The sequence below is a fragment of the Microcoleus sp. LAD1_D5 genome, assembly GCF_036702115.1.
Taxonomy (GTDB): domain Bacteria; phylum Cyanobacteriota; class Cyanobacteriia; order Cyanobacteriales; family Microcoleaceae; genus Microcoleus.
The window spans coordinates 19,536-45,987 of sequence record NZ_JAUBSA010000012.1 but is presented as its reverse complement, the minus strand read 5'-3'; the positions used below and the strand labels follow the sequence as shown (position 1 = coordinate 45,987).

General features: G+C 46.7%; 22 protein-coding genes. 12 read left to right on the top strand and 10 right to left on the bottom strand.

Going from position 1 to position 26,452, the window contains the following annotated elements; genetic code table 11:
• Window positions 1-109: 109 nt before the first annotated feature.
• The gene (gene clpS / locus QUA70_RS08175; protein ID WP_172185659.1) at window positions 110-403 is read left to right on the top strand and encodes an ATP-dependent Clp protease adapter ClpS; all 294 of its coding nucleotides are present in this window, start codon (window positions 110-112) and stop codon (window positions 401-403) included.
• 112 nt (window positions 404-515) lie between these two features.
• On the opposite strand, the gene QUA70_RS08170 is transcribed toward clpS, so the two are convergent.
• Window positions 516-1,634: a tocopherol cyclase family protein gene (locus QUA70_RS08170; protein WP_333348772.1), complete on the bottom strand. Its 1,119-nt coding sequence runs from the start codon at window positions 1,632-1,634 to the stop codon at window positions 516-518.
• Window positions 1,635-1,790: 156 nt separating this feature from the next.
• Between QUA70_RS08170 and QUA70_RS08165 the strand changes: the two genes are divergently transcribed.
• A complete protein-coding gene (locus QUA70_RS08165; protein WP_333348771.1) occupies window positions 1,791-2,372 on the top strand; it encodes an Npun_F5749 family FMN-dependent PPOX-type flavoprotein in 582 nt (193 codons plus the stop codon).
• 134 nt (window positions 2,373-2,506) lie between these two features.
• On the opposite strand, the gene cysE is transcribed toward QUA70_RS08165, so the two are convergent.
• Window positions 2,507-3,310: a serine O-acetyltransferase gene (gene cysE / locus QUA70_RS08160; protein ID WP_333348769.1), complete on the bottom strand. Its 804-nt coding sequence runs from the start codon at window positions 3,308-3,310 to the stop codon at window positions 2,507-2,509.
• A 179-nt stretch (window positions 3,311-3,489) separates the two neighbouring features.
• Entirely contained in the window at window positions 3,490-3,972 is a 483-nt protein-coding gene (locus QUA70_RS08155; RefSeq protein ID WP_333348767.1) for a hypothetical protein, read from the bottom strand.
• A 126-nt stretch (window positions 3,973-4,098) separates the two neighbouring features.
• On the opposite strand from QUA70_RS08155, the gene QUA70_RS08150 reads away from it, so the two are divergent.
• Both QUA70_RS08150 and mrdA read left to right on the top strand, forming a co-directional pair.
• Window positions 4,099-4,359 (top strand): hypothetical protein, encoded by a 261-nt coding sequence (locus tag QUA70_RS08150; RefSeq protein WP_333348765.1) that lies wholly within the window; start codon window positions 4,099-4,101, stop codon window positions 4,357-4,359.
• A gap of 158 nt (window positions 4,360-4,517) precedes the next feature.
• Window positions 4,518-6,344: a penicillin-binding protein 2 gene (mrdA, locus tag QUA70_RS08145; protein WP_333348774.1), complete on the top strand. Its 1,827-nt coding sequence runs from the start codon at window positions 4,518-4,520 to the stop codon at window positions 6,342-6,344.
• A gap of 130 nt (window positions 6,345-6,474) precedes the next feature.
• On the opposite strand, the gene QUA70_RS08140 is transcribed toward mrdA, so the two are convergent.
• The 3 genes from QUA70_RS08140 to QUA70_RS08130 form a co-directional block, all read right to left on the bottom strand.
• Entirely contained in the window at window positions 6,475-8,229 is a 1,755-nt protein-coding gene (locus QUA70_RS08140; RefSeq protein WP_333348764.1) for a DUF3352 domain-containing protein, read from the bottom strand.
• A 62-nt stretch (window positions 8,230-8,291) separates the two neighbouring features.
• Window positions 8,292-9,473, bottom strand: a complete 1,182-nt coding sequence (locus tag QUA70_RS08135) for a flagellar assembly protein H (RefSeq protein ID WP_333348762.1) — start codon at window positions 9,471-9,473, stop codon at window positions 8,292-8,294.
• Between the two features lie 49 nt (window positions 9,474-9,522).
• Window positions 9,523-10,128, bottom strand: a complete 606-nt coding sequence (locus QUA70_RS08130) for a pentapeptide repeat-containing protein (RefSeq protein ID WP_333348760.1) — start codon at window positions 10,126-10,128, stop codon at window positions 9,523-9,525.
• 135 nt (window positions 10,129-10,263) lie between these two features.
• Between QUA70_RS08130 and purL the strand changes: the two genes are divergently transcribed.
• From purL to QUA70_RS08100, 6 genes are all read left to right on the top strand, one after another.
• Entirely contained in the window at window positions 10,264-12,927 is a 2,664-nt protein-coding gene (gene purL / locus QUA70_RS08125; protein ID WP_333348758.1) for a phosphoribosylformylglycinamidine synthase subunit PurL, read from the top strand.
• 228 nt (window positions 12,928-13,155) lie between these two features.
• On the top strand, window positions 13,156-14,904 hold the full coding sequence (locus QUA70_RS08120; protein ID WP_333348756.1) for a bifunctional serine/threonine-protein kinase/formylglycine-generating enzyme family protein: 1,749 nt from the start codon (window positions 13,156-13,158) through the stop codon (window positions 14,902-14,904).
• A gap of 225 nt (window positions 14,905-15,129) precedes the next feature.
• Entirely contained in the window at window positions 15,130-15,378 is a 249-nt protein-coding gene (locus QUA70_RS08115) for a type II toxin-antitoxin system ParD family antitoxin (protein WP_333331638.1), read from the top strand.
• Complete coding sequence (locus QUA70_RS08110) at window positions 15,375-15,701, top strand: type II toxin-antitoxin system RelE/ParE family toxin (RefSeq protein ID WP_333331635.1); 327 nt, start codon at window positions 15,375-15,377, stop codon at window positions 15,699-15,701. Before QUA70_RS08115 ends, QUA70_RS08110 begins: the two co-directional genes overlap by 4 nt.
• A gap of 523 nt (window positions 15,702-16,224) precedes the next feature.
• Window positions 16,225-17,691: an amidophosphoribosyltransferase gene (purF, locus tag QUA70_RS08105; RefSeq protein WP_333348754.1), complete on the top strand. Its 1,467-nt coding sequence runs from the start codon at window positions 16,225-16,227 to the stop codon at window positions 17,689-17,691.
• 730 nt (window positions 17,692-18,421) lie between these two features.
• A complete protein-coding gene (locus QUA70_RS08100) occupies window positions 18,422-19,507 on the top strand; it encodes a DUF3474 domain-containing protein (protein ID WP_333331629.1) in 1,086 nt (361 codons plus the stop codon).
• Window positions 19,508-20,036: 529 nt separating this feature from the next.
• Here the strand turns inward: QUA70_RS08100 and QUA70_RS08095 are convergent.
• Together QUA70_RS08095 and QUA70_RS08090 are read right to left on the bottom strand one after the other, a co-directional pair.
• On the bottom strand, window positions 20,037-20,627 hold the full coding sequence (locus QUA70_RS08095; RefSeq protein WP_333348752.1) for a hypothetical protein: 591 nt from the start codon (window positions 20,625-20,627) through the stop codon (window positions 20,037-20,039).
• A gap of 237 nt (window positions 20,628-20,864) precedes the next feature.
• Window positions 20,865-21,254: a DUF1830 domain-containing protein gene (locus QUA70_RS08090; protein ID WP_333331624.1), complete on the bottom strand. Its 390-nt coding sequence runs from the start codon at window positions 21,252-21,254 to the stop codon at window positions 20,865-20,867.
• Between the two features lie 374 nt (window positions 21,255-21,628).
• On the opposite strand from QUA70_RS08090, the gene QUA70_RS08085 reads away from it, so the two are divergent.
• Entirely contained in the window at window positions 21,629-23,209 is a 1,581-nt protein-coding gene (locus QUA70_RS08085) for a photosystem II high light acclimation radical SAM protein (protein WP_333348750.1), read from the top strand.
• Between the two features lie 454 nt (window positions 23,210-23,663).
• A complete protein-coding gene (locus tag QUA70_RS08080; protein ID WP_333348748.1) occupies window positions 23,664-24,134 on the top strand; it encodes a hypothetical protein in 471 nt (156 codons plus the stop codon).
• Window positions 24,135-24,267: 133 nt separating this feature from the next.
• On the opposite strand, the gene QUA70_RS08075 is transcribed toward QUA70_RS08080, so the two are convergent.
• Together QUA70_RS08075 and QUA70_RS08070 are read right to left on the bottom strand one after the other, a co-directional pair.
• Window positions 24,268-24,663 (bottom strand): pre-16S rRNA-processing nuclease YqgF, encoded by a 396-nt coding sequence (locus QUA70_RS08075; RefSeq protein WP_333331615.1) that lies wholly within the window; start codon window positions 24,661-24,663, stop codon window positions 24,268-24,270.
• A gap of 36 nt (window positions 24,664-24,699) precedes the next feature.
• The gene (locus QUA70_RS08070; protein ID WP_333348746.1) at window positions 24,700-26,382 is read right to left on the bottom strand and encodes a DUF3084 domain-containing protein; all 1,683 of its coding nucleotides are present in this window, start codon (window positions 26,380-26,382) and stop codon (window positions 24,700-24,702) included.
• Window positions 26,383-26,452: the final 70 nt, after the last annotated feature.

The window sequence follows — 26,452 nt, the reverse complement described above, 5'->3', positions numbered from 1 at the left end:
CTCGAAGCCGCTCGAACTGCCAAATAGCGGTTAAAAATTTCATAAATTGGGTTATACTGTAATCGGTAACTCTTTTACGAATTTTGTAGTTTCAGTGGCTGTTCGCGCGATGACCTCTTCACCAACCATAGCACCCGTTCGATCGAGTCAAGTTACCCGCAAACCTTATCCCAACTATCGGGTAATAGTCCTCAACGACGATTTCAACACATTTCAGCACGTTGTGGAATGTTTGACCAAATACATTCCAGGGATGACGAGCGATCGAGCTTGGAAACTCGCCAACCAAATCCACCACGAAGGCCAGGCCACCGTCTGGGTTGGCCCGCAAGAGCAAGCAGAACTTTATCATATGCAATTGAGCCGTGCGGGACTGACAATGGCTCCGCTAGAGTCTACTTGAAAAGTGTGTAGAAGGCCCGAAAGTTCCATTGTTTGTCCGTACTTAATCTCCAAGTGTTCTGACTCAACTTAACAGTTAACTGTTAACTGTTAACTGACTAATGACTAATGACTTAATTCGATCGCCAAACTTCATCCCAAGGCCCGCCCCCAACTTCCAAACCCGATAAAGAACTTTGAGCCTCTAAGATAATTCTAGAACGCTGCTTGCCATTTTTTTCGACATTTCCCCCCAACAACTCTCGCAGTTGCAAGCGCAATTCGCCGTGCGTCGTATCCCGGCAGCAAAAAGCCATGCCTTTTTCAGTAGGAGTTCGCACATAAGTGCCAGAACTGTTTGTAGTGCCAATCAACTCAACTTCAAATTGGCTGTTTCTAGCCTGCATTTTCCAGCTTCCCCAAGGTTCAATATCCCAACTAACTTGCGAATTCCAAGGCACAAATTCGTAAAATTTGCCTCGGTAATGCAGACAAATCATTGCTACCGATTCCATCCACCACAGCACGCCCCGCTTGCCGCCGCCAGCAGTTAAAGCTAAATCGCTTTCTCCTTGAAAACAATTGCAATTAATCCAAAACCACTTTTGCGGAAAAGCACCGCCCCAGTTTTTTTCGTTGTAAGCGGGAGCATCTTTAAATTCATAGCGTTCGCCATTCCAATCAATCCAGCCTGTGGCTAAACCGTGAGCCATTAAAATTTGCCATCCCGGTTCAAATACGGGCAAAAAAGATAGCATTCCCGCCGTGGATTTCTGGAGATCATCAGAGTTTCCCCAGCCGTAAATAGGTTTAATTTCGTACTGCCAAAAACAGTGACTGCTGCTTCCCGGATCGTGCAGATAACCTTGATTCAAAGTAGCAGTAGCTTGATAGCCTTCTTCGACGCGGCTGTCGAATACTTGCGGCTCTAAATATTCCGGTTTAATTTGTAAATCTGTTTTGCCCCAATGTCCGAAACCCAAGCTGTCTCGGTGGGCCCAAAACTTATTTACATCGGGGAATGTACGGCACAAATAGCTATCTTTCGGGCCTAGAATTTGAGCTGCACCGCCACTATAAGGTTGACCGCCTCTGGGGTCTTCGATGGAATACATGAAGGCAAAGGATTGTCCGTGAATGGGTAATGTTATTCTATAGTACCAGCCTTCAAAAAAGCGGCGGGAACTGCCGTCCCAGTGGTAGCCGCTGTGGGGAGTTTCAATAGTTTTGAGTTTTGAGAGTGAATTTGACATAAAATTACCAATAGCAGAAAGAAGAGTCAGTAGTCAGTAGTCAGTAGTCAGTAGTCATTAGTTAACGGTTAACAGTCAACAGTCAACAGTCAACGGTTAACAATGCCCAATGCCCAATGCCCAATTCCTAATGACTAATATGATAGGTTATTAATTATGTCTTTAGCACTTTGGCGATCGCCCTTAGCTCGCGCGCTCCACCGCAACCGCAGTCTTGCTTTTGCTCGCTACTTGCAACTAGCAACTGTTCGCGCCACCGGGCGTCCGGCCAACCGCACTGTGGTGTTTCGAGGCTTTTTAGGAGATACTAATCAGTTAAAGTTTATTACAGATATTCGCAGTCAAAAGGCAGAGGAAATTAACCTCTATCCTTGGGGGGAAATTTGCTGGTATTTCCCTAAAACTCGCGAACAATTTCGGATGGCTGGAAAGCTAGTTTTGGTAGGGGCAGATGATCAAGAGGCAGAGTTGTGCTTATCGCGCCACACAACTTGGCAGGAGCTTTCTGAGGCGGCTAGAGCACAGTTTGCTTGGCCGCAGCCGGGGGATGACAAAGCCGAGGCTAGTGCTTTTGATTCTGCTTCCCCAAATGCGATCGAGCCGCTGCCTAATTTTTGCTTGCTGTTGTTGGAACCGGAAACGGTGGATTTTTTGGAGTTGCGGGGGGAACCGCAAAACCGATCGCTTTATTGGCGCGACGGGGAGGGAAATTGGTCTGTGCGATCGGTCAATCCTTGAAAAAGAAGTCAGTAGTCCGTAGTCCGTAGTCATTAGTCATTAGTTATTAGTTATTGGTTATTGGTTGTCAGTTCCAATGCCCAATTCCCAATTCCCAATGCCCAATTCCCAATGCCCAATTCCCAATTCAAATTTTAGATGCCGGTGCCGTCAAAAAACTCTTGAATTGCTTTATCTTTTAACTGACAAGTGGTGGCAACAGCTAATTGGGTTTTTTCAGCTACAGCTACAGCTACATTGCTGGTTTGATTTAAAGTTGGGAATGCTGAAGGCGAATTGGGAACAGAATTTAAGGAGACAGATGCTTGAGGAAGCAAACTTTTTACTTGCTTTTCGAGGGATTCGATACGATCGAGCAAAGAGCGAATTACCACAGCTTCCGAATCCGGCAAACTGCCGTGTTCTAGGGGATTGACGCGCACTCCCGATCGATAGACGATGCGGCCGGGAATCCCTACAACCGTACAGTCAGATGGTACGTCGCGGAGCACGACGGAACCGGCGCCGATGCGAACGTTGTTGCCAATTTGCAGATTGCCGAGTACCTTGGCGCCGGCACCTACAACTACGTTTTCGCCGACGGTAGGGTGACGCTTGCCGCTTTGTTTGCCAGTACCGCCAAGGGTGACACCTTGGTAAATGAGGGCAAAATCGCCGATAATCGCTGTTTCGCCGATCACAACCCCCATACCGTGGTCGATGAATACGCTTTTGCCGATGGTTGCCCCTGGGTGGATTTCAATTCCGGTCAAAAAGCGAGCAATGTGGGAAATCAAGCGGGGGATGAAGGGAAGTCCCAACACATAAAGCCAGTGTGCGAGGCGGTGCAGCACTAGGGCTTGAAGACCGGGGTAGCAAAACAAAACTTCCAGCCAGTTGCGAGCGGCAGGGTCGCGATCGAAAATTATACTGAAGTCAGCTCTAAGAGTCTTTAGCACTTTCGGAGTTACCTATTTTGGTTAAACACGCCACTTTCGATTTTACATTTTACTGGATGGGGAAGTGAGCGGTCGATCGGGAGATTGGGAGAGGGGGAGAGTGGGGGAGTGGGAGAGTGGGAGATTGGGGGAGAATTTGATGATATTTTATTGTCTCCATCCAACAGCGCCGCTGCGTTTTATTCCTGTACTGAGATTGTATAGTTAGATTTGACTCCGGGTTCGACACTACCTACCCAAATCCTGTAAGAGCCTGCTTGCCAGTCTGAATCAAGTATGCCAGCATCTTTATTCTGACCTATATCGTCTCCGCAGCGCACCGCATTACCGGGGCCTTGTACGAGTAAGGTTGTGTCCTTGCCTCCGCTGTTGACTTGGAGTGTGAGTTTTGAAAAGTTTTCCTGCAAGACTATGATGTGGTCGGGAGTTGGGGTCGCAAAACCCAAACATTTGTTTTTGTGGCGATCGGCGTTTGCTACGGCAGATAGAGAGTACGATCCGCCTGTGGAACCTCTCAAAACTGCTGTTGGGGCTGCAAAACCTCGCGATAAAGTTAAAGTGCCGAAATTGGCTGTTTCTGCTAAAACTGGTAGGGCGACGATCCCGGCGATCGCAGCCAAGAGCGCACCGTTTTTGAAATTGGCTCGCTGATTAAACAACATGGCAATACTCCTCGGTCACAACTTAAAATCACAACTCTGAATTTACCCATCGCAGCCCCTATCATCCTAACTCTGGAGGAAGAATAATTTTTAAATTAGTTCAAAACTTCCTGGCTTCTCTTCCTTATGTCTATCAGGACAATCCCTGTACGATCGCGCTCGCTTGTGCCACTCGGATTTCTGCCACAGGCGATCGACTCATATCCGAAATTGTACGGTGTCAAGATGATAAATTTGATACTCCTAGCCTTGCTGTTGGCGATCGGTTCCCTATTGACACAGGCCTTGGTATTGTTACCTATAGGCCTATCTGGCTGGCTCCACCTCCCTAATTGGCTGAGCCTGACCGTGATTTTTCTGGCTATTTCTTGGTGTTTGGGGGATTAGTCAGCAGTCATGAGTTATTAATGATTAGTCAAAAGTTAACGATCAATCCTTCCGCTTCCCCCAAGAGTCAATGCCCGATCGTCCCCGGTTTGATGATGTATACTTCACAATTGACAATTCAAGAATCTAAAATCTAGGATTTGACATCTACCTATAGAATGATGCAACGACAAGTTTATTCGATCTCAGCATTTCACTCTTCTGACAAAACCCTGGCGGAAACTCCTAAGAAACAGGAGCGTCCGATACACCGGGCGATCGTGTTAATGCTGGTGGCAACAGGTTTGCTAGGCCTGCACGCTAGTCGGCTGGTGGAATTGCAACTGATACAAGGGAAGCAAAACCGGGAAAGAGCCGAAAACAATCGCGTTCGCCTAGTGCCAATGCCGGCGAATCGCGGACACATTATCGATCGCAAAGGCAAGTTGCTAGCGGCAAACAATTTAGCTCGATCGGTATATTTGTGGCCGAAAGAACAAACGCCGGAAGAGTGGAAAGCGACAGCAGAAAAGTTGAGTCCGCTGGTTAAAATCCCGGTCAAAGAAATTTTACAAAAATTAAAAGAGGTCGATCCTCTATCCTACAGACCCGTGAGGCTCAAGCAAGCAATGCCGCCAGAGGTATTTGTGCCACTAGCAGAACAGGTGGGACAAATACGGGGAGTGGAAGTGCGGCCAGAAGCGAACCGCTACTACCCCGAAGGCAGTTTGGCGGCTCACGTTATCGGATATATTGGCGAAGCTACCGCAGCCGACTTGGAAGCTCATCCGGAATATCCGATGGGGATGATTGTCGGTCAAATGGGTATAGAAGCGAGTTCTAACCAGAAGATTGCGGGAGTTTGGGGCGATCGGCTGATCGAGGTAAATGCCCAAAATCAAGAATTGCGACTGATGGGACAGACACCGCCCAAACCCGGTGAGGCGGTGCAGCTAACCATAGACTTGTCCATGCAAAAAGCAGCCGAAAAAGCCCTGGGGCAACGCCGGGGAGCAGTAGTGGCGCTGGATGTCAAAACCGGGGCGGTATTAGTTATGGCCAGCCACCCGACTTTTGATCCCAATCTGTTTACGCGAAAAATCACTAAGGATGAGTGGAAAACTCTTCAAGACCCGGAAAATCCATTTTTGAATCGGGCCATGCAAGGCTATCCCCCCGGCAGCACCTTTAAAATTGTGACTTCCGTCGCGGGCCTGGAGTCGGGCAAATTTTCGCCGGACTCAATTCTGGGTACTTCGTCTTACATTACTGTGGGGGGAATTGATTTTAACGAACACAGCGGCGGTTACGGCGACATCGGCTTTCGGGATGCTTTGGCTTTCAGTAGCAATACATTTTTTTATCAAGTGGGGATTAGTACCGGGCCGGAGCAAATTTCTAAGTGGGGACACCGCCTGGGAATTGGCAAGGATACGGATTTGAATCTTTTGGGGCTAGGCGGTGGCGCTTACGGTCAAATCCCGACGCCAGAGGAGAAGGAGAAACTTTATAAAGAACCTTGGTATGCAGGTGATACGGTAACGATGTCGATCGGTCAGGGGTTGGTGTTGGTGACTCCTTTGGAGGCGGCGGTGATGGTGAGTTCGATCGCGAATGGGGGCTATCGGGTGAAGCCTCATCTTTTGACTTCTATGACCGGCACACCGGAGACTCAACGGGTACAGACGGGGATGAAACCTTCAACTATTCAGGTAGTTAAGGAAGGACTGATCGCGGTAGTTGCCGAGGGTACGGGACAGGGGATGAATGACGGTACGATTCCGCTGACGGCGGGCAAAACAGGGACTTCGGAGGTGATCGGACAGAACGATCACTCACTGTATGTGGCGTTCGGGCCCGCTGAGAAGCCGGAAATTGCGATCGCCGTGGTTGTTGAAAATGGCGGTTATGGTTCTGTTGCCGCGGCCCCGATCGCCAAAGAGGTGTTTCAAGCTTATTTTGGGCAACAGAAAAAGGTGAAGCAGTCAGTAGTTATTCGTCCTTAGTCATTAGTCATTAGTCCTTAGTTCTTGGGAATGGGGAATGGGGAATGGGGAATTGGGAATTGGGCATAGTTTCTTGTTTTTCTTCTTCCTTCTTCCTTCTGACTACTGACCAATGACTAATGACTAATGACTAATTCAGCCGCATAAATATAGTAGCTTTGCGAATTCCTGTTATTTCTCCCGTACTGGTGACAGTGAGCGATCGCAAGTGGTCGAACAATGGTCTTGCGGAAAGTTCAATTAACCTCAACAGCGGGATTTGTTTTTCCCAAATTGCCCTGCTGGAGGGCCAGTCTAAATAAAAATAGCCGTCGTTAGATGGCGGTAGCGGTTCAATGCTGGTTTGAAAATCTTGATTGGCAACTAAAGAGCCTGTTTCTGCTGCTTCTAGTGCTGCGTCCATTGCTTCTACTGAAGTGGTGAAAATTTCGTATTTGCCGACGGTGGCTCGAACTCCTTTTGCCTCGGTTTCGATCGCACTCTTTCTATTATTTTCTCTACCATAATTCTGGCTCGTTGTCAACTGCGTCCAAGCGGTAATTTTCTGGTTTCTGAGAGTGAAGCTGCCGATGCTGTATTCTTTGCTGCGGGCAATTTCATCTAGTTTGTCGATCGCCTTTTGGGAATCAGCAGATTGTTCGGCTGCAAAAATCCAATCGGCACTATTTGACGAATTCGGAAGCACTGCTAAAGCGTATTCTCCTTGTACCCAGTCAAATATATCCTGCTGCAGGTTGACGCCCCAAACTTGTTGAATATCTGCGAGAGTGCGATCGACTAAATTTGAGACTTCTGGATTAGTGGAAACCGCCGATGACAAATCAGCCCAAAAATTCCTTAAATCAGTGCTGGCGACCGCGAAAGGACTTGCTGAGGGAATGTATTGCAAGGCTTGCACCGGTTCAGAGAGTGTTGGAGAAGCTGTGTTTTCTCGCGATGTCACTAAAGCGGTTTGAGCCAGCAATCCCCGTCGGTTGACTCCGACAGCAACTGCGAGAGAATTAAGAGAAACTTGGGGATTTTGCTCGGTTGCTGACTGCGGGAGATTGACAAATGCTAAAGCGATTCTGCCTTGAGTTAGCTGCTGCAAAGCTTTTTGATATTCCGGGGTATTGTTGAGATTTAGGTTGGCTGATTCAACGTTATTAATTGCATCTCGAATCACAATCGGGCTATTGGAAAATAAAACAAAATTTTGGTTCTCCCCAGAATTAAAATTACCGCCGATGGCTGCTGTTGCGAAGCTGGATGGCAACTTGGAAGTCGGCAGAGAAAACGGGTTAAAAGGCGAAAGCGAAGCAGATTTTTTCTGGGATATTGGTGCTTGTTTATAATTAATTTTCACGCCTTTATATATTTCCGACTGCACTGTTTTATCGCCACGAGATTGTTGGCGCCAGTAGGAGTCGAGAAATTGTTGGCTGCGATCGACCTTTTGGGAGGAAACCGCCAGCAAAAACCCGGCTTGTTGGCCGTTGCTGCTGTCGCCATCGAAATCTGGGTTTGTGACGGCGAGGGTAATTTCGTCACCTATCCAAGGTTGGATATCTCTACTGTAATCGAGGCCTGTATTGCCGAGGAGACTTTTTTTGATTTGCTCAAATTCTGCGTGCGATCGACTTCTTTCTTCGGGAGTGGCAAAAACTTGCCGCAATGCTTCGAGGCGATCGGGATTTACCAGCATTGATGCTAACAAAGGTGCTTGTTTCGAGACAAACACAGCCGCAGCCGGAGTAGTTGTCGGCCCGCCAGCGAGCAAATTCAGGGGAGTTTGAGTTGTCAGCCAGTAAAAACCACCGGCACTCAAGCCTAAGAGTGCCAAGACGCCAGCAATGAGGAAAGAAAAGAACGATCGCAATTTCATCGGCAAATGACAAATTACCACAGTCTCTGATTATACACCCAGAACCCGGACTTGTTTAAGAAGTCGGGGTTCTCGCCACATTGTTAGTTTTCAAGTGTATCGGGTAATCTAGCTATCAGATTTTCCAGCGATAATTGAGGCAATTCTGACAGCAGTAATGATAAATTTTCTGGGGATAAGCCGAGCAAATGGGGGATGAGATTAACGGGGCGTTCTTCTTGTCCTAATTGGCTGAAGCGGTTGTTCAAAACACTTTCCGCTAGCAAATTTTGGACTTGTTGGCGATCGATTTGTGCGATCGGCAGCATAGACAATTGCACTAACAACATCGTAAAATCGGCAGTAGGTAGAGCCGATACCGGGCGCAAAAAGGTGACAGTTAGCGGGTCTAACTCCCCAAATCTGACCTGCAAGAAACTCTCTAAAATCAACCGCTGTCCTTGTTCTCTTCCTTGCTCAAGACCTTGTTCTCTTCCTTGTTCAATTCCTTGTTCTCTTCCTTGCTCAAGACCTTGTACAATACCTTGTACAAGACCTTGTTCTCGTGCTTCTTGTAACTTTTGTTGAAAAAGGGGTACGATCGCCATAACTAACTCCTGATCTTCATCATCCATTGTGGGATTAGTTGGTGTATTCGCTTGCAAATTTTCCTGCAAGATGTAAAGTAATTGTAGCGCATTAGCTCGAATTGAAGCATCAATGGGAAATGCAGTTAATTCCGCGATCGCCCCTTGCTGCACCCGGCCCCTACCCAACATCCGCAACCACATAGTCTCTGGAGTCTTCGGTAGCTGGTGAATGGCGATTAACCCAACTCTCCAAACCTCCGATAAAAAATAAACTCCTCTCCCCCAGCCCTCAGACTCTTCAGGAGTCCGAAAACCAAAACTATTTAATAAAACTTCCGAAGCAGTAGGAGTGAGAATCCACAACATCGGTAATTGTCTTTCCTCAAAACGTTGATTTTCTCGATTAGCCCGCCGCCCCAGTTCTGCCCTACTATTTAATAACTTAACAACACAGCTAAAAATTCCCTCAGCAGTCACAGGATTGCGAAACGGTTCAATTATCGCCGCCGTTGCAGCCATTTTACCTAACAAACCCAAACTTTGGACATATTCGCCCTCAAAAGAAGTTGGTTGAAACCAAACATCAATTTCTCTAACTTCAGCAGTGACATTTTTGCTCGTTTCTACTTCTCCCAGAGGCGACAATAACTCTTGCAGGTATTCTTTGGCAAACTGATCGTGGGGAAACTTAGTCATCGGATTTTAGATTTTAGATTTTAGATTTTAGATTTTAGAAGCAGGTTGTCTACCACGGCACTCCTCGCGCATCGGAAAAATCGGCATCTAGAACCGCCCCCGCATCGAATACAGCATCAGTTAAATCAGCTTTTCTAAACGACGTTATCGACAATTTTTCTATTTGTTCAACAGCGATAAAAAATCCGATCGCAGTTAACCCAAGAATTACCCCAGAAACCAAAAATAAGACAATTCCCCTGATAGTATCTCCGCCCAAAAATGTCACAATACCGCTAGCGCCGATCGCAGCAGCAGCCCCAGCCACAGCCCCCGCCACAATCCCAGCCTCGCACCGAGTCGCAGCAATCGCCGTCGCAGCGGTTCCAGCCACAGCCACAGCCCCCGCATCCGCCCCGGCTATCAGTCCAGTCAAAGCCCCAGCCGTCGTCACTGTCACCGCTGTCACCCCAGCCCTAGCAATCAAATTTCTCACCCGCCTGCGGCTTTGTCCGGTTCTGACACCCTGAAAATTTGCCCCCCTCAAAATCGCCCCGGTGAAATTGCAGCCTCGAATGTCGGAACCGCTGAAATTCGCCCCTGACAAGTCAAGCCCTTTAAAAGAACGGTTCCGCAAGTTTTGGTTAGCAAAATTGAGATTTCGAGGTAAAGTCATTCGATTTTAGATTTTAGATTTTAGATTTTAGATTAACCAACCAAAGGCCTGGGATTGTAGATTTTAGATTATAGATTGTAGATTAACCAAGCACAGGGCATTTAGAATAAAGCCTGTGGTTTATAACGAGTTTCCATGTCTCCCATCTCCGAATCCCCATTTTCCCCCGAACAAATTGCTGCTGAAAGACTCAAACCAGAAGAATATGAAGAAATCGTTCAGCGTCTTGGCCGCCATCCTAATAAAGCTGAATTGGGAATGTTCGGCGTTATGTGGAGCGAACACTGCTGTTACAAAAATTCGCGGCCACTATTAAAACAGTTTCCCACAGAGGGCGATCGAATTCTCGTCGGACCCGGAGAAAATGCCGGCGTCGTAGACTTGGGATACGGCTTGCAACTCGCCTTCAAAATTGAATCGCACAACCACCCGTCAGCAGTCGAACCTTTCCAAGGTGCAGCAACCGGTGTCGGGGGGATTCTCCGCGATATCTTCACAATGGGGGCTCGCCCGATCGCACTTTTAAATTCCCTGCGTTTCGGCAACTTAGACGATGCTAAAACTCAGAGATTGTTCAAAGGCGTAGTATCGGGAATTTCCCATTATGGAAATTGCATCGGCGTGCCCACAGTTGGCGGCGAAGTTTACTTCGATCCTGCTTATTCCGATAACCCATTAGTTAACGTTATGGCTTTGGGTTTAATGGAAACTCAAGAAATCGTTAAATCTGGGGCATCCGGCCTCGGAAATCCAGTGCTTTACGTGGGTTCAACTACCGGGCGAGATGGCATGGGAGGAGCAAGTTTTGCCAGTGCAGAATTGACAGACAAATCAATGGACGATCGCCCCGCCGTCCAAGTAGGAGATCCATTTTTAGAAAAATCCTTAATTGAAGCTTGTTTAGAAGCCTTCAAAACCGGTGCAGTCGTCGCCGCCCAAGATATGGGTGCGGCGGGAATCACCTGTTCGACATCAGAAATGGCAGCCAAAGGCGGCGTCGGCATTGAATTCGATTTAGACAAAGTTCCCGTTCGAGAAAGCGGCATGATTCCCTACGAATACCTGCTTTCGGAATCCCAAGAACGGATGTTGTTTGTTGCCCAAAAAGGACGCGAACAGGAATTAATCGATATTTTCCACCGCTGGGGATTGCACGCGGTAGTAGCGGGGACAGTCATCGAAGAGCCGATCGTCCGAATTCTATTTAAAGGCGAAATCGCTGCCGAAATTACCGCGACTGCTTTGGCAGATAACACGCCAATTTATCACCGAGAACTGTTGACAGAGCCGCCCGAATATGCTAAAAAAGCATGGGAATGGACGGCGGATTCGCTGCCACAATCCACAGTTAAAGGTATCGAAATTAACGGCAATTTCCAAACGTGGACTCAGATTTTGCTGACGCTTTTAGATACTCCCACCATCGCTTCTAAACGCTGGGTTTATCGCCAATACGACCATCAAGTGCAAAACAATACTGTTGTTTTACCGGGAGGCGCCGATGCTGCGGTTGTCAGATTGCGTCCGCTAGAACCTTGCCAATCTTCCCTTGCTGAAGGGATAGAAGTACACCCCCTTGCTAAGGGGGATCTACAGAGAGAAAATGCTGTTTCTCTAGCTTCCGAAAGCAAACAGGAAGAAGAGGTAATTCCTCTATTTACAAAGGCACAAGGTAGGGAAACTCCCAAACTTTCTCCCCCCCTTAGCAAGAAGGAAGCGCCCCTGGGGGTTATTCCCGGAGTTGCTGCAACGGTTGATTGCAATTCTCGTTATGTTTATCTCGATCCTTATGAGGGTGCAAAAGCAGTCGTAGCGGAAGCAGCGAGAAACTTAAGCTGTGTGGGTGCTGAACCTCTCGCAGTTACTGATAATTTGAATTTTGGCAGTCCTGAAAAGCCTATCGGATATTGGCAGTTAGCGTCAGCTTGTCGCGGCATTGCTGATGCTTGTCGGGAGTTGGGAACGCCTGTTACTGGGGGGAATGTTTCTCTTTACAATGAAACTGTTGATGCTGAGGGGAATCCTCAACCCATTTATCCGACTCCGGTAATCGGAATGGTGGGGTTAATTCCCGATTTGAGCAAGCTTGCTGGTCAAGCTTGGCTAAAGAAAGGTGATTTAATTTATGTGCTGGGAATGGGGCGGCACGAGACGGATGATGACACGGATACACGGATGGATTTGGGTGAATCTTCGCTATCTGAAAATTCCCAAGTGCACGACACGGATGATGACTCTGATACACGGATTAATTTGGGGGAATCTTTGTTATCTGAAAGCTCAAAAATCGAAACTTCTCCTACTTTGGGAGGTTCGGAATATTTAGCAGCAATTCACGGGATTGTCGCTGGGAAACCGCCAAGGATAGATTTTGAGTTAGAAAGAAAAGTGCAATCAGTTTGTCGCGATGGAATTCGGCAAGGTTGGGTATGTTCTGCCCATGATTGTGCGGAAGGTGGAATTGCGATCGCCCTCGCGGAATCCTGTATTTCTGCTAAAATGGGTGCGGAAATTCATCTCAGTTTCAATGCGGCAAATGTCCGCCGCTGGGATGAAATTTTGTTTGGTGAAATGGGCAATTGCATTGTTGTTTCAGTCGCACCGAAAAATCAAGGAATTTGGGAAGCTTACCTGCAAGAACATTTGACCAAAATGTGGCACAAAATTGGTTTAGTTTGCTGTGCTGAATCACCTTTGCGGGTTGTGAGTGCTGACAATCAAGTGTTAATTGAGGTGGCGATGGGTGAGATGGGCGATCGATTCTATAATGCGATCGAGCGTCGGATTGCATCTGTCTGATAATGTGAAGTTTCGATCCCCCTAAATCCCCCTTAAAAAGGGGAGTAGGGGTTGACTTTGAATACTCTTGTCCCCCCCTTCTTAAGGGGGGCTAGGGGGGATCTCCGGGTTTAAAACACACCCTAGATCCCCGACTTCTTACAAAATTCACGATTCTTGCAAAAACATATTACATAAATCGGGGTTCTTAGACACTATACAATATAAACAATATCATTCCTAAAATAAATGATTTGCTGTATCAATCCCGACTGCCCCAATCCTGAAAATTCTGATGGGCAAACATATTGCATCAGTTGTGGTCTTGAACTCATACCCATCCTGCGAAATCGTTTCCGCATGATCAAATTCCTCGGTAAAGGTGGCTTCGGCAGAACTTATTTAGCAGAAGATATTGATAAACTAAATCAACGCTGTGTCGTTAAACAATTAGCACCAAATGTCCAGGGGACTTGGGCGATTAGCAAAGCGGGAGAATTATTTCAGCAAGAAGCCAGACAACTGCAACAGCTAGGACAACATCCCCAAATTCCCTCCCTTGATGCCTACTTTGAAGACAACAAATATTTGTATCTCGTACAGCAGTTTGTCGATGGTGATAATTTGTTAAACCTTTTGCAAAAGCAGGGACTTTGGCAAGAAAGCCAAGTTAAGCAACTATTACTCGAACTTCTACCTGTTCTCAAGTTTATTCACGAACAAAAAATTATTCACCGAGATATCAAGCCTGAGAATATTATGCGCCGTCGCTGCGACGGTTTGTTAATGTTGATTGATTTCGGAGTTTCCAAACAGTTGTCGGGAACAGTGATGTCGAGACTGGGAACGCGAATTGGTTCGGATGGTTATGTACCCATTGAACAAATGAAAGGGGGTGAAGCTTATCCAGCCAGCGATTTGTTTAGCTTGGGGGCGACTGCTTTTCATCTACTGACAGGGCTATATCCTTTTGATTTGTGGGTGGATCAAGGTTATAGTTGGACAGCCAATTGGCAGCAACATTTGAAAAGCCCCATAGAAAAGGGATTGGAAGTGATTTTATCTAAGTTGTTGGCAAAAGATATTCAGCAGCGCTATCAATCAGCCGAGGAAGTTTTAAGAGATTTTCAACGTCAGTCAAGACAAACTCCCGCACCGACACCAACTCCGGCGCCGACTTTACAAAGGTTTGACTTTGAAGTGGTGACAGTTGATGTGCGGGGTAATATAACTAGCCGTCCACGCCGTCAAGCACAATTTATTAGTGAAAATTTAGGTAGCGGTGCAATCTTAGACATGGTAGCAATTCCTGGCGGCCGTTTCGTGATGGGTTCCCCCAGTACAGAAGCAGGGCGAAGTAACAATGAAGGGCCGCAGCGTACTGTTAATATCTCTCCTTTTTTTATGGGTAAATATCCCATTACTCAAGAACAGTGGGAAGTAGTGATGGGGAATAACCCTTCTGATATCAAAGGTTTGAAACGTCCTGTAGAACAAGTAAGCTGGAATAATGCTCTGGAATTCTGCCAGAAAATTTCTCAAAAAACCGGCAAGATTTATCGCTTACCTTCGGAAGCCGAATGGGAATATGCTTCTCGCGCCGGAACTACAACGCCTTTCTATTTTGGTGACACGATTACCCCGGATTTAGTTAATTATGATGGCAATTATCCCTACGGTGCTGCGCCGAAGGGATTTTACCGCAAACAAACAACGGATGTGGGGAGTTTTCCGCCGAATCCGTTTGGTTTGTATGATATGCACGGGAATGTTTGGGAATGGTGCAGCGATAAATGGCATGGTAATTATAACGGCGCACCGACTGATGGAAGTTCTTGGGAAACTGGAACAGATAATAACCGAGTGCTGCGTGCTGGTGCCTGGAACTGCAATACGGTCTATTGCCGTAGTGCCTATCGTGGCAGGAATTGGGCGGTCCATCGCAGCAGGCACCTCGGTTTTCGCGTTGCGGTAGCTTCGGTTTCTTCCTCGTCCTAGTTTCCGCGTAGTAGTGGTAGGGTGCGTCGCCTTGAACAATCTACAAATCAAATCGACAATCTCGCAGCGACGCACCGCGAGAGTCAGTCAGGTGCGTCGCCATCTCAAATCTGCAAATTTCATCAAAAATCTCACAGCGACGCACCCTACAAAAACGGAAATTGATCGAACCTGATTTATAATAATTTAAATATCCAAGGTCACACATCAGGAAGGATAAAAAATATGGCCCTCAATCTTCCTCTTCCCGATTCAATTCAAAATTTTATTAACGAACAAGTGGCAATCGGAGGCTACAGTAATGCAGCGGAATACATCTTGCACCTAATTCGCCAAGAACAAGCAAGAGCCGCGCGGGTTGAGTCGTTATTGTTGGCTGGTTTGGATAGTGGCAATTCTATAGAGATTACCGAGGATTGGTGGGAGCAAAAACGCGCTCATTTGGTACAGGAACTTGACCGACAGCAGCAATGACTAAACGGATTGTCATTACACCAAGAGCAAGTCAAGATTTAGACGAAAATTTTGCTTATATTGCTCAAAATAATCTTGATGCTGCATTGCGTTTTTTTGATGCAGCACGTCAGACATTTGCGAAATTGGCTCAAATGTCGGGAATGGGTCGCCTGTATCCGGTTCAAAATCCACGGTTGGAGGGTTTGCGAAGATTGTCAGTTAGGGGTTTTGAGAATTATCTGATTTTCTATCTGTCTTTTGATAACTATATGGAGGTAGTGAGAATTCTGCACGCAGCGAGAGATTTAGAGGAAGTTTGGTCAGGAGATGAAGCTGATTGACTTTGTAGAGTAGGAAAATTTTTCAGGCTGCGAAATCTCCATCCCACGGTTCACTCCTGTGGACATTACTTAATACTCGATCGCGCCCAAAATGACTTTATATGGCGGCACAGATTCCCATGATGATATACTAGGTCAATTCCCTGAAAAAGTCAAGATCGATCGCCCTTAAATCCTCATATTTGAAAAAGCCCCTCAAGCAAGTTTCTAATTTGTTTTCCATTGCACAATCGCCGATCTCTTCAGTCTCGCGTTGCGCCGACTTCGTTTGACAATCGCCGAATCCCTCGACAAATCCCTCGCCCGCCCTTAATCAACGTTAATATATGATCTGGGGGCGATCGATACTACAATGCCATTAAACGCCGCATCGCTTCTGTCTGAAATGCTACACGACTTGGAAATAATGACAGATCCGTGGCAAGATTAAGGGAATGTTAAGTTATGCGACGCTTTCGCAAACCAGATTTCCCGCTGAAATTGTCCCCCTAACCCACCTTCCCCATTAGGAACCCATCCATCTATGATTCCCAACCATTCCTTCGCGGCTGACGAGCATTCTAGCAAACCCGACAAGCCCGAGGAAGCTTGTGGCGTTTTCGGTATCTACGCACCGGGTGAAGATGTCGCCAAGTTGACCTACTTCGGTTTGTATGCTTTGCAGCACCGCGGTCAGGAATCAGCAGGAATTGCCACTTTTGAAGGTGAAAAAGTCCACCTGCACAAAGATATGGGACTGGTTTCCCAAGTCTTTAACGAATCGAGTTTAGGTCACTTGCCCGGTAACTTAGCCGTAGGCCACACTCGCTACTCTACTACCGGCTCGTCGCGGGTTGTCAACGCTCAACCTGTTGTCGTCCAAACCCGTTTGGGAAGTCTCGCGTTAGCACATAACGGGAATCTTGTCAATACAAAAGAATTGCGGGAAGAGTTGATGTCTCGCAACTGCGACTTTGTGAGCACGACGGATTCAGAGGCGATCGCGGTGGCGATCGGCTCCGAGGTAGACAAGGGCAAAGACTGGCTGGAAGCAGCGATCAGTGCCTTTGCTATGTGCCAAGGAGCCTTTAGTTTGACGATCGCCACCCCCCAAGGCGTGATGGGAGTCCGGGACCCGCAGGGCGTCCGACCATTGGTAATTGGCACTCTCCCCACAACTCCGGTACGATACGTTTTAGCATCGGAAACTTGCGGCTTGGATATAATCGGTGCTGAATTTTTGCGGGACGTAGAACCCGGGGAATTAGTTTGGATTACAGAAGAAGGTATGGCTTCCTTCCACTGGAGCCAGCAGCAGAAACGCAAACTTTGCATCTTTGAAATGATCTATTTTGCTCGCCCGGACAGCCAAATGGAAGGTGAAAGTTTGTACAGTTACCGCCTGCGGATCGGGCGTTTGTTGGCAGCAGAATCTCCGGCTGATGCTGATATAGTCATCGGCGTTCCCGATTCTGGAATCCCCGCCGCGATCGGCTTTTCTCAAGCTTCCGGCATTCCTTACGCCGAAGGATTGATTAAAAACCGCTACGTCGGGCGCACTTTTATTCAACCGACTCAGACAATGCGCGAGTCAGGAATCCGCATGAAACTCAACCCTCTCAAAGATGTGTTGGAAGGAAAGCGGGTAATTATTATCGACGATTCGATCGTGCGCGGCACTACCAGTCGCAAAATCGTCAAAGCCTTGCGCGATGCGGGCGCAACCGCAGTTCACATGAGAATTTCCTCACCGCCGGTGACTCATCCTTGTTTCTACGGGATCGACACCGACAATCAAGATCAGTTGATTGCTGCTACTAAGTCAGTCGCAGAAATCGGCGCCCAAATAGGGGTTGATTCTTTGGCTTTCTTGAGTTGGGATGGAATGCTGAGGGCGACTAACGAAGACCCGATGAGTTTTTGTTCGGCGTGTTTCACCGGTGATTATCCGATCGACGTTCCAGAAGTGGTAAAACGGTCTAAGCTCATATTAGAAAAAGCTGCAACCTAGAAAATCACAAAGCGAGAAAGCGATCGCCCGTAACTTTCCGCAATTTATGGATTTTCAAGTTTTTCTGGTAAGTCATTGCCAGAATGTGTGTAGAAATGTTACATTAGCTTAGCTTTAGCAATTCTTGCAGAATTTGTGAACTGTAGTGAACAGTCGCTTGGGTAGAACTTGTGTGAAACCCAACCCTCGGCTTGGAGATTGGAGATTTGAGATTTGAGATTTGTGCTTGAATCTAAAATCGCCAATCTAAAATGGATGGTTTTTCCCTACACTCTCGTTCACAATTCCTGCTCGAAACGCTGTATGCTACCTGCAGACTGGAGGTACTTCCTCCAGATGTCCACTCTCAGATTGAAATCGCATTTCGCACCAACAACGGGCACATGAGATTTTTTCAGATAACAGGGTCGATCGCACTAATTTTTCCCAGACAAGTATTCCACAAGCCAACTTGCTTGAGAATCGCGGACGGGCTGTTCATGCGAACTAAAGAACTTTAGAAACCCTTGCAGACTAAAAAATATGGCTCCTTGCAGGTTGACAGTGACCTCACCTGCATAGGGATACAACTCCCCGACTCATGTTGGGGAGAGCCAAAAAATTTAGATCTTAGTTAAGCCCCCAGATTCATCTGTGGAGTGAATCTAAAATCTAAAATCTAAAATCTAAAATCGATTGACTGTTACAAGGCGGAATGCGGTTTCTCAAGTCAGCTTAAATCGGAAACTTCGTGCAATCAAATACTGTTCTCAATCCCCCGAGCAATCAAGACTCGTCCTCTCGTACAACAGAGTTACCTTTTACTCTTCAAGATATCAAGGCAGCCATTCCAGCCCACTGTTTTGAACCCTCGGCATGGAAATCTCTGGCTTATTTCTTTTTAGATATTGGCATCATCGCAGGTTTGTATGCGATCGCCTACACCGTCGATTCCTGGCTCTTTTACCCAATCTTTTGGTTGATGCAGGGAACCATGTTTTGGGCATTGTTTGTAGTCGGCCACGACTGCGGACACGGTTCATTTTCTAAGAGCAAATGGCTCAACAACCTGATAGGACACCTCTCCCACGCTCCAATTCTGGTGCCCTTCCACGGTTGGCGGATCAGCCACAGAACCCACCACGCAAATACAGGCAGCTTAGATAACGATGAAAGCTGGTATCCGGTGTCAGAGAGCAAATATAATCAAATGCCTTGGTACGAAAAGCTGGGACGCTTTTATTTGATGTTATTTGCCTACCCAATTTATCTATTTCGCCGATCGCCCGATCGGGCAGGTTCTCACTTCATGCCCGGTAGCCCGATTTTCCGTCCCTCCGAAAAATGGGATGTGTTGACGAGTTCCGCATCCTTGGTACTGATGGTAGGCTTTTTAGGAGCGCTAACCTATCAGTTTGGTTGGCTGTTTTTACTCAAGTTCTACTTGGTTCCCTATGTAGTGTTCGTGATGTGGCTGGATTTGGTAACATTCCTGCACCACACAGAAGCCGACATTCCTTGGTATCGCGGTAAAGATTGGTCTTTCTTGAAAGGTGCATTGTCTACGATCGATCGCGACTACGGAATCATTAATTCCATCCATCACGATATCGGCACCCACGTAGCGCACCACATTTTCTCGACTATGCCGCACTATCACTTGAAGGAAGCAACGGAAGCCATCAAGCCAGTGTTGGGCGATTATTATCGCAAGTCAACCGAGCCAATTTGGAAGAGTTTTATTCGCTCTTACTGGGATTGTCATTTTGTCTCGGATACAGGTTCTGGAGTTTACTACGAATCACCTAACAGTCGGCGATCGGCTGGAGTTAAGTAGCTTAAATAAACAATAGAATACGCAAAAACCCGGCTTCTTAAAGAAACCGGGTTTTTCTTTTTTGCGCGTGTTGGATAATAAGATGTTCCACATTTAACCTGCATATTTGGGGCGGGCAAGATGCCCAACCCCTACTCCCCACAAAAATTTTAAGAGTTTTAAAAATGCAAACTAGCTAAATGTTTTTTAGCTAATCTTAGCCACATAAACTATCACAATCAAAGAGGTTTGTAAGTAATCGCGCGTTTAATCTATATACTTATTTTGATGGACAATCTTGTGGGCAGTTGCTTCTAAGCTGTTCTGCCTTTAAATTGTACGTCAAAAAACAATCAAACTTTTGTGGGGAGTAGGGGTTGGGCGTCCCGCCCGCCTCTAACGTGCAATTTAAATGCGCGACAGCTTAGCCCGCCCCAAAGATAAAAACTAAATGCAGTACCGCTTATTCAGGACTTCAGTCCGAGCAAGTTTTATGAGGACTAAATTCCTCAGTACCAACTTTATAACAGTTATTGTACCGGACATAATATTACAGATTACCTTTAAGCCCGATCGCCGTGACAATCGTCCACGCATCCACCAACAGCAGCAGCAGCGTACAGAAGAGCAAAATAAGATACATCCAAGGCTGCGACAAAGGGCGGACATCTCTAGTATCAATACCTGTTTTTGCTTCCACCAAACCGACTAATTTACCAAACCCAGCCACTCGCATTGGCAGCAAATAACCTTCACCCGAATGACTCAAAAAATAGTAAACTAAACCTCCTTGACCTGTCGATCGAGGTTTGAGAGCTTTCACCTCACTCCAAGGTAGCGACCAACCCTTGCGAAAAAAACGCGGAAACCAGTTGGGATATGTGACTTCAATCCCTTCCTCGCTCAAAATTACCCTTTCACTGAGCACGCCGTACAGGCCCACAGCCCCGACAACTATTGCCGCCCAGAGTGCGGCCGGGGGCACCGGTGCTTTCGTTACTTCCGACAAAAACGGCAATGGAATTGTCAGGGCTGCGTACAAGCTCAACAACGTGATTCTAATCAGGGGAGAAAGCCGGAATACCGCCGGCTTAAATACTGGGGCCGAAGATGGGGGAAATGCGATCGGTTGTGCTGACATGGCTGAAATTCGACAAGCTGTTTAAGGATATTTTTGCACAGTTGTCGATCCCGCCAACAAAACTCAGGGAAATACGAAAAACCGGACAATATTTGCAGTTGTGAGTTTTGATATAAAATTCATTTCAGAAACTTTGATTCTTAAGTGCTGAGTTTTTACCACTTTGCAGAAGTTGGAATTTTGAGCGCAGAGTTATCAATTAACTGACAATGTATAACTCAAAACTCACAACTTCGATTAATCGACGGCGGTTAGTGCCGGTACAGTCAAAGGTTCTGAGAGTTCTCGGGATTTGGGGCGGCCGGCCATTACTGCTCGATCGCTCTGAACTGCCTCTGGGGATCTGCTAGGATTGACGTTTGAATAGGGGCCTTCGTTAATCTGCAAGCGATCGCAAGGAATTTTATCCGACAAAATTGCACTAGCCATCATCCCGGTGTGAATTTCCAATGCTGCGGCCCGTATTGCTTCAAACACTAAGCGCTGTCCGGGAAACACTACTCGTTCAAAGTACCAGTTAGGAATGTTGGCGATGCGAGCAATCTGAATTTGACTGGTGGCGTTGACGTAGCAGCACAGAATCTTGCTGTCAATGTCTGAGGGTACGGGGTCAAGAATTTGAGCCATAACTGCTGAGGGAGCCTTGCCTAAAAGTTTTAGTTATCTTCTCAGGCTAACACTAGGCGATCCCGGCTACTGTAAAGCCGACTACCAACTCCCCAATACATGAGAGACCGATCGTACCTAAATTTAAATTTAACCGGATAAATATCTGGTTTTTAACTCCCCGCTGGGATTTTCTGTCAAAATACGCTGTATTTACTTAAAAATTAGCTTTTTTCTGCTGCTCTCGCCGATCGACACCAACAAGCTCGGCCTTAAGCCCAATAGAAAAATTTAAGAATATTTAATGTCAAATTGCGAAAATTAGATAGATTGTAAAGTTATATTAAAAGAATATTAACATAGCTGAAAAAGTTCCACTTTAGGATATGGCAATCATGGAAAGCCGAGAAAACCGAGTCCTGTACGTTCGCCTCCCTTGCAATCCTATTTTCCCGATCGGAGTTGTGTATCTTTCGGATCACGTACACAAGCTGTTTCCCGATGTCGAACAGCGCATTTTCGATTTAGGTGCGGTGCCACCCCTGGATTTCGCTAAAGCTTTGGATGCCAGCATAGACGAGTTTAAGCCGACTCTGCTGGTTTTCTCTTGGCGGGACATTCAAATTTACGCGCCCGTGGGCGGTAGAGGCGGCAATCCGCTGCAAAATGCCTTCGAGTTTTACTACGCCAAAAATCTGCTAATCAAGTTCCGGGGAGCACTCGGAGGACTGCGTTTAGCCGCGTCTTACTACACCGAACTCTGGCGCAATTTGGGACTGATTAAGCGCGGATTGAAGCGGGCCCGGAAATACCGCCCCGAAGCTCGTGCAGTGGTCGGTGGCGGTGCTGTGAGCGTGTTTTACGAGCAGTTGGGACGCAGTTTGCCGGCGGGAACTGTGGTTTCGGTGGGGGAAGGCGAAGCTTTGCTGGAGAAGTTGATTAAGGGCGAAGATTTGGCCGAGGAAAGGTGTTATGTGGTGGGAGAAACCGTGCCGCGGGCGAGGCTAATTCACGAAAAGCCAGCCAACATCGAGAAAACTGCTTGCGATTATAACTACATCGAAACCATTTGGCCGGAATTTTCCTATTATCTACAGGATATGGACTTCTACGTCGGAGTCCAAACCAAGCGCGGCTGTCCTCATAATTGCTGTTACTGCATTTATACGGTGATTGAAGGGAAACAAGTGCGGATCAATCCAGCGGATGAGGTGGTAGCGGAGATTCGGCAATTGTACGATCGAGGTATCCGCAATTTCTGGTTTACCGACGCTCAATTTATCCCGGCACGCAAATTCATCGACGATGCAGTTGAATTATTGCAAAAAATCATCGCCGCCGGCATGACTGACATCCACTGGGCTGCTTACATCCGTGCGGATAATCTCACACCAGAGTTGTGTGATTTGATGGTAAAAACGGGGATGAATTACTTTGAGATCGGCATCACCAGCGGTTCCCAGGAACTGGTTAGGAAAATGCGGATGGGCTACAACTTGCGAGTAGTTTTGGAAAATTGTCGCGATTTAAAAGCAGCAGGTTACAATGATCTGGTTTCCGTTAATTACTCGTTTAACGTCATTGACGAAACCTTTGAAACTATCCGGCAAACTATTGCTTATCACCGAGAATTAGAGCGAATTTTCGGAGCCGATAAAGTGGAACCCGCGATTTTCTTTATCGGGTTGCAGCCGCACACAATTTTGGAAGAATACGCCTTTAAACAGGAGATTCTGCAACCGGGTTACGATCCGATGAGTTTGATGCCTTGGACAGCGCGCAAATTGCTGTGGAATCCCGAGCCTTTGGGTTCGTTTTTCGGACAAATTTGTTTAGAAGCTTGGCAGCGGAATTCCAATGATTTCGGCCGCGAAGTGATGGCTATTTTGGAGGAAAAACTCGGCTGTGCGGATTTGGAAGAGGCATTAACGGCGCCTGTGGAAATCAAAGGCAAACAATTGGCAGCAGTTAATTAATTACAAGGTTCGCAGTCAGGAATTGTGCCTTAAAAAAGGGGGGATGGGAAGGAAAATGTATCTTTTCTTTCCCTTTTTATTATTTAATAAATGGGTAAGCGCAAATAAACATTACCGTGTAACTGAGTCAGTTCGAGATGGGGGGCTAGAAAGCCGGTTTCTACGAAAATAACAGCTTGAGTAATGAGAAATGCCTGAAGGAACAGGGTTTCTTAGATCAGCCTGCACAAGTCATACGATCGTACAATTGTCATCAATGCAAGAGATTGCTTTCCTTCGAGCGCATTGACATACTTATGTATTTTCACTGGTGTAGGGCGCGCAGTTCGCACCTTACTTAAACCGAGGGTTTAGGTTGTTGGTGCACCCACCTCACCTCTGATATTAAATATTATTAATATCCAGCAAAGATCGCTTAAGATGTAATTATATAGTTAAAACCAGGAGTGACAAGATGTTTTATAAAGATAGAGTTAAGGGCATTAAAGGAGTAGTTCTAGTTATGGTGGGGATTAGTGCGATTCCCTTCGGGATAGCTTCGCTTCACGGCTTTTTGACAGCCTCAGCAAAAGCAACAGCACTAAATCAACCGATTGCCAAAGTCCCGGCGATCGCACCCAACACTTTGGGCAATAATCAACCGCTGCAAATTGCTCAAGTTGAGGGATGTCCGAGGGCCGAAATGGTGCAATTTTTCGCAACGCCCAACTTTTCTATATACATTTGCAAAACCCAGGAAGGCGATATTTTTTACCGCGGCCTCAGCAAAATAAATGGCACCCAAATCAATGTCATGCAAGTAACGACAGGTGACGACGGAACTTATGAAGCGACTAACGGCAATATTATCTATTCGATTAACCCGGAACGCCTACAAGTCCGCCAGAATGGTAAGGTAATTTTGACGGAAGCTGTCATCAAGTAACACTAACTGTTATTTAATGATAAATTCACTAAATTCAGGGTGTATTTTATTTAAGTGAAAAATTCAAGAGCCGCCCAAACATATTGATTCCTTAATTATCAAAGCTCATCAGTGGTAACGCTTATAAAATTGACTAACTTTTGTTTAAATACCTCTGAATTAGGACGATCGCCACAATATCGTCCACTGGTCTCGGTGGCGTTCGCATCCCCTTCGGAATTAAGCGCTGAACTCCTGTCGGAGGGTACATTTGCCAGTAGCGTTCCCTCGCTTCTAAACTGCTGTATCTCTCATCAACCTGAACAATTTTGAGCGCAGGCGACAAACTTTGCGTCAGTTTGTGTTTCCAACTCTTAGAAGTTGTTTGATCTCCCATCACCAATAACTCAATAGAAAACTGTTCGCACAGAGATTGAATAGTAGATATCGCTGCTTCCGACAGCACAACTTGATGGTAGCAGACGTTCTTATCTATACCCATTACAGCGATGCCGCACTTGTCTTTACCCGGATCGAAACCTAAAATCATAGTCAGTTACCAAATACCCATTACCCATGACCAAATTTAATTTTTAATCTTCAAATCTCCTGGGCCTTGTTTTTGTTGTCCCGTGCGGAAAACAACGACTCCCTTTTCAAGAGCAACTAAATCTATTTTAAGCGGGCCGGCGATGTAAGTGACATCTGCGGCGATCGCCTGAACGTCCAGCGGTTTCTCGTACTGCTGCAATCGCTCGATAAAACCAGCTAAAGTTTCAATCTGACTGTCGGCCACTTGAACTCTACCGCCGACAACACCGATCAGGCGAGCGCGAAATTGACAAGCTTCTATCAATTGCAGCAACTGCTGTCGCACCTGTTCGTCGGTCAAAGTCACCGGATCGACAGCAACCCCTGCAATCACATCTCCAGCGCGGAACACAACTCGATTGATTTCTGCTTCTGCAAATACCTTAATTACCTTTTCTTCCCGCAGGTAATTAGCGCCGGCGACAATTCGCACCACGTAGTCTTGACCGTCTTTAATCTGACTAATTAGTTGATCGATTTCTGCTTTAGTAATTTGAATAATCTGGTCTCTAACCTTCTTATTTTCCGGCTGCATCAGTCCGACGGTGGTTTTATTTGCTTCTTGCAAGAGTCGATCGATCGCGCGACTTGCCATACCGGGTTCGACAATGCGAACGACGCCAGCAGCTAAAATTTGACCGCGCCTGATGGCAACTGTACCCTCGCGGATTGCCTGAAAATCGCGTTCCAAAACTTGCACTTGCTGCTGCAATAAAGTTTGTTGCTGTTCGAGTTGAGATTGTTGCTGTGCCAAGGTTTCTAGGAGTGCTTCCCTCTCGGCAATTACTTTGTCGCGCTCGACAATAGTTCGATCGCGATCGGCGAGATTTTGCACCCGCTGAGCAATTTCCTTGTCTCGCTGGGCAATTAGTTCGTTGCGAGCGACAATTTCCTTGTCCCGCTGGGCAATTTCTGCCTCTCGCTTGGCAATTTCTGCGTCTCGCTGGGCAATTTGAGTTTTTACCTGCTCGATTAACTGTTGGCGTTCCTCTTGCAGTTGGGCGATTTCCGATCCTAAAGTCGTTTTTTGAGCGGAAACCGTTTTCAATTGGTTCTCGGTGCGATCGAGCTGAGCTTTTGTAGTCGATCGGGCCGTTTCAACCAGTTTCAATTGTTCTTCGGTGCGGGATTTAGCTGCTTCCACGCTGCTGAGCTGTTCTTCTGTCTTAGATTTAGCCGCTTCTACCTGACTTAACTGCTGTTCAGTTTTAGACTTGGCTGCTTGCACGCTGTTGAGCTGGGCCCGCAGCGAGTTTAATTTTGTTTGCGTCCGAGCTTGCTCGGCATTAGCGGTTTGGAGGGATTGATTAATTTGCTCTAAATTGGCTCTAGCTTGCGCTTGAGCGGCTCTGGCTTGACTTAATTCAGTTTCAACTCGATTTTTTTCTTGAGTGGCCTGGTTGATTTCTCGGCGGGCGTTGTTGAGCCTTTTTTGAATTTCGTCTATTCTAAAAACTCCCGTTCGCAGTGGCTTGCTAGTCGCAAACAAAATGCCCAGAGTCAGTGCGGACAAGATGCTGCCAGCCATAACTGTCACAACAACAGCAGTATCGCGGGGGCGAAGTTTGAACAAGCTCAATCTTGCCTTGCCGACTTTCGTCCCAAGGCGATCGCTGACAGTGGCGATCACACCCCCCAACACTAAAATTACAAATACCAGGATGTATCCAGCAGTCATTCCGATTTTAAATTTTGGATTTTGGATTTTGGATTGAATCTAAAATCCAAAATCCAAAATCCTATACTTT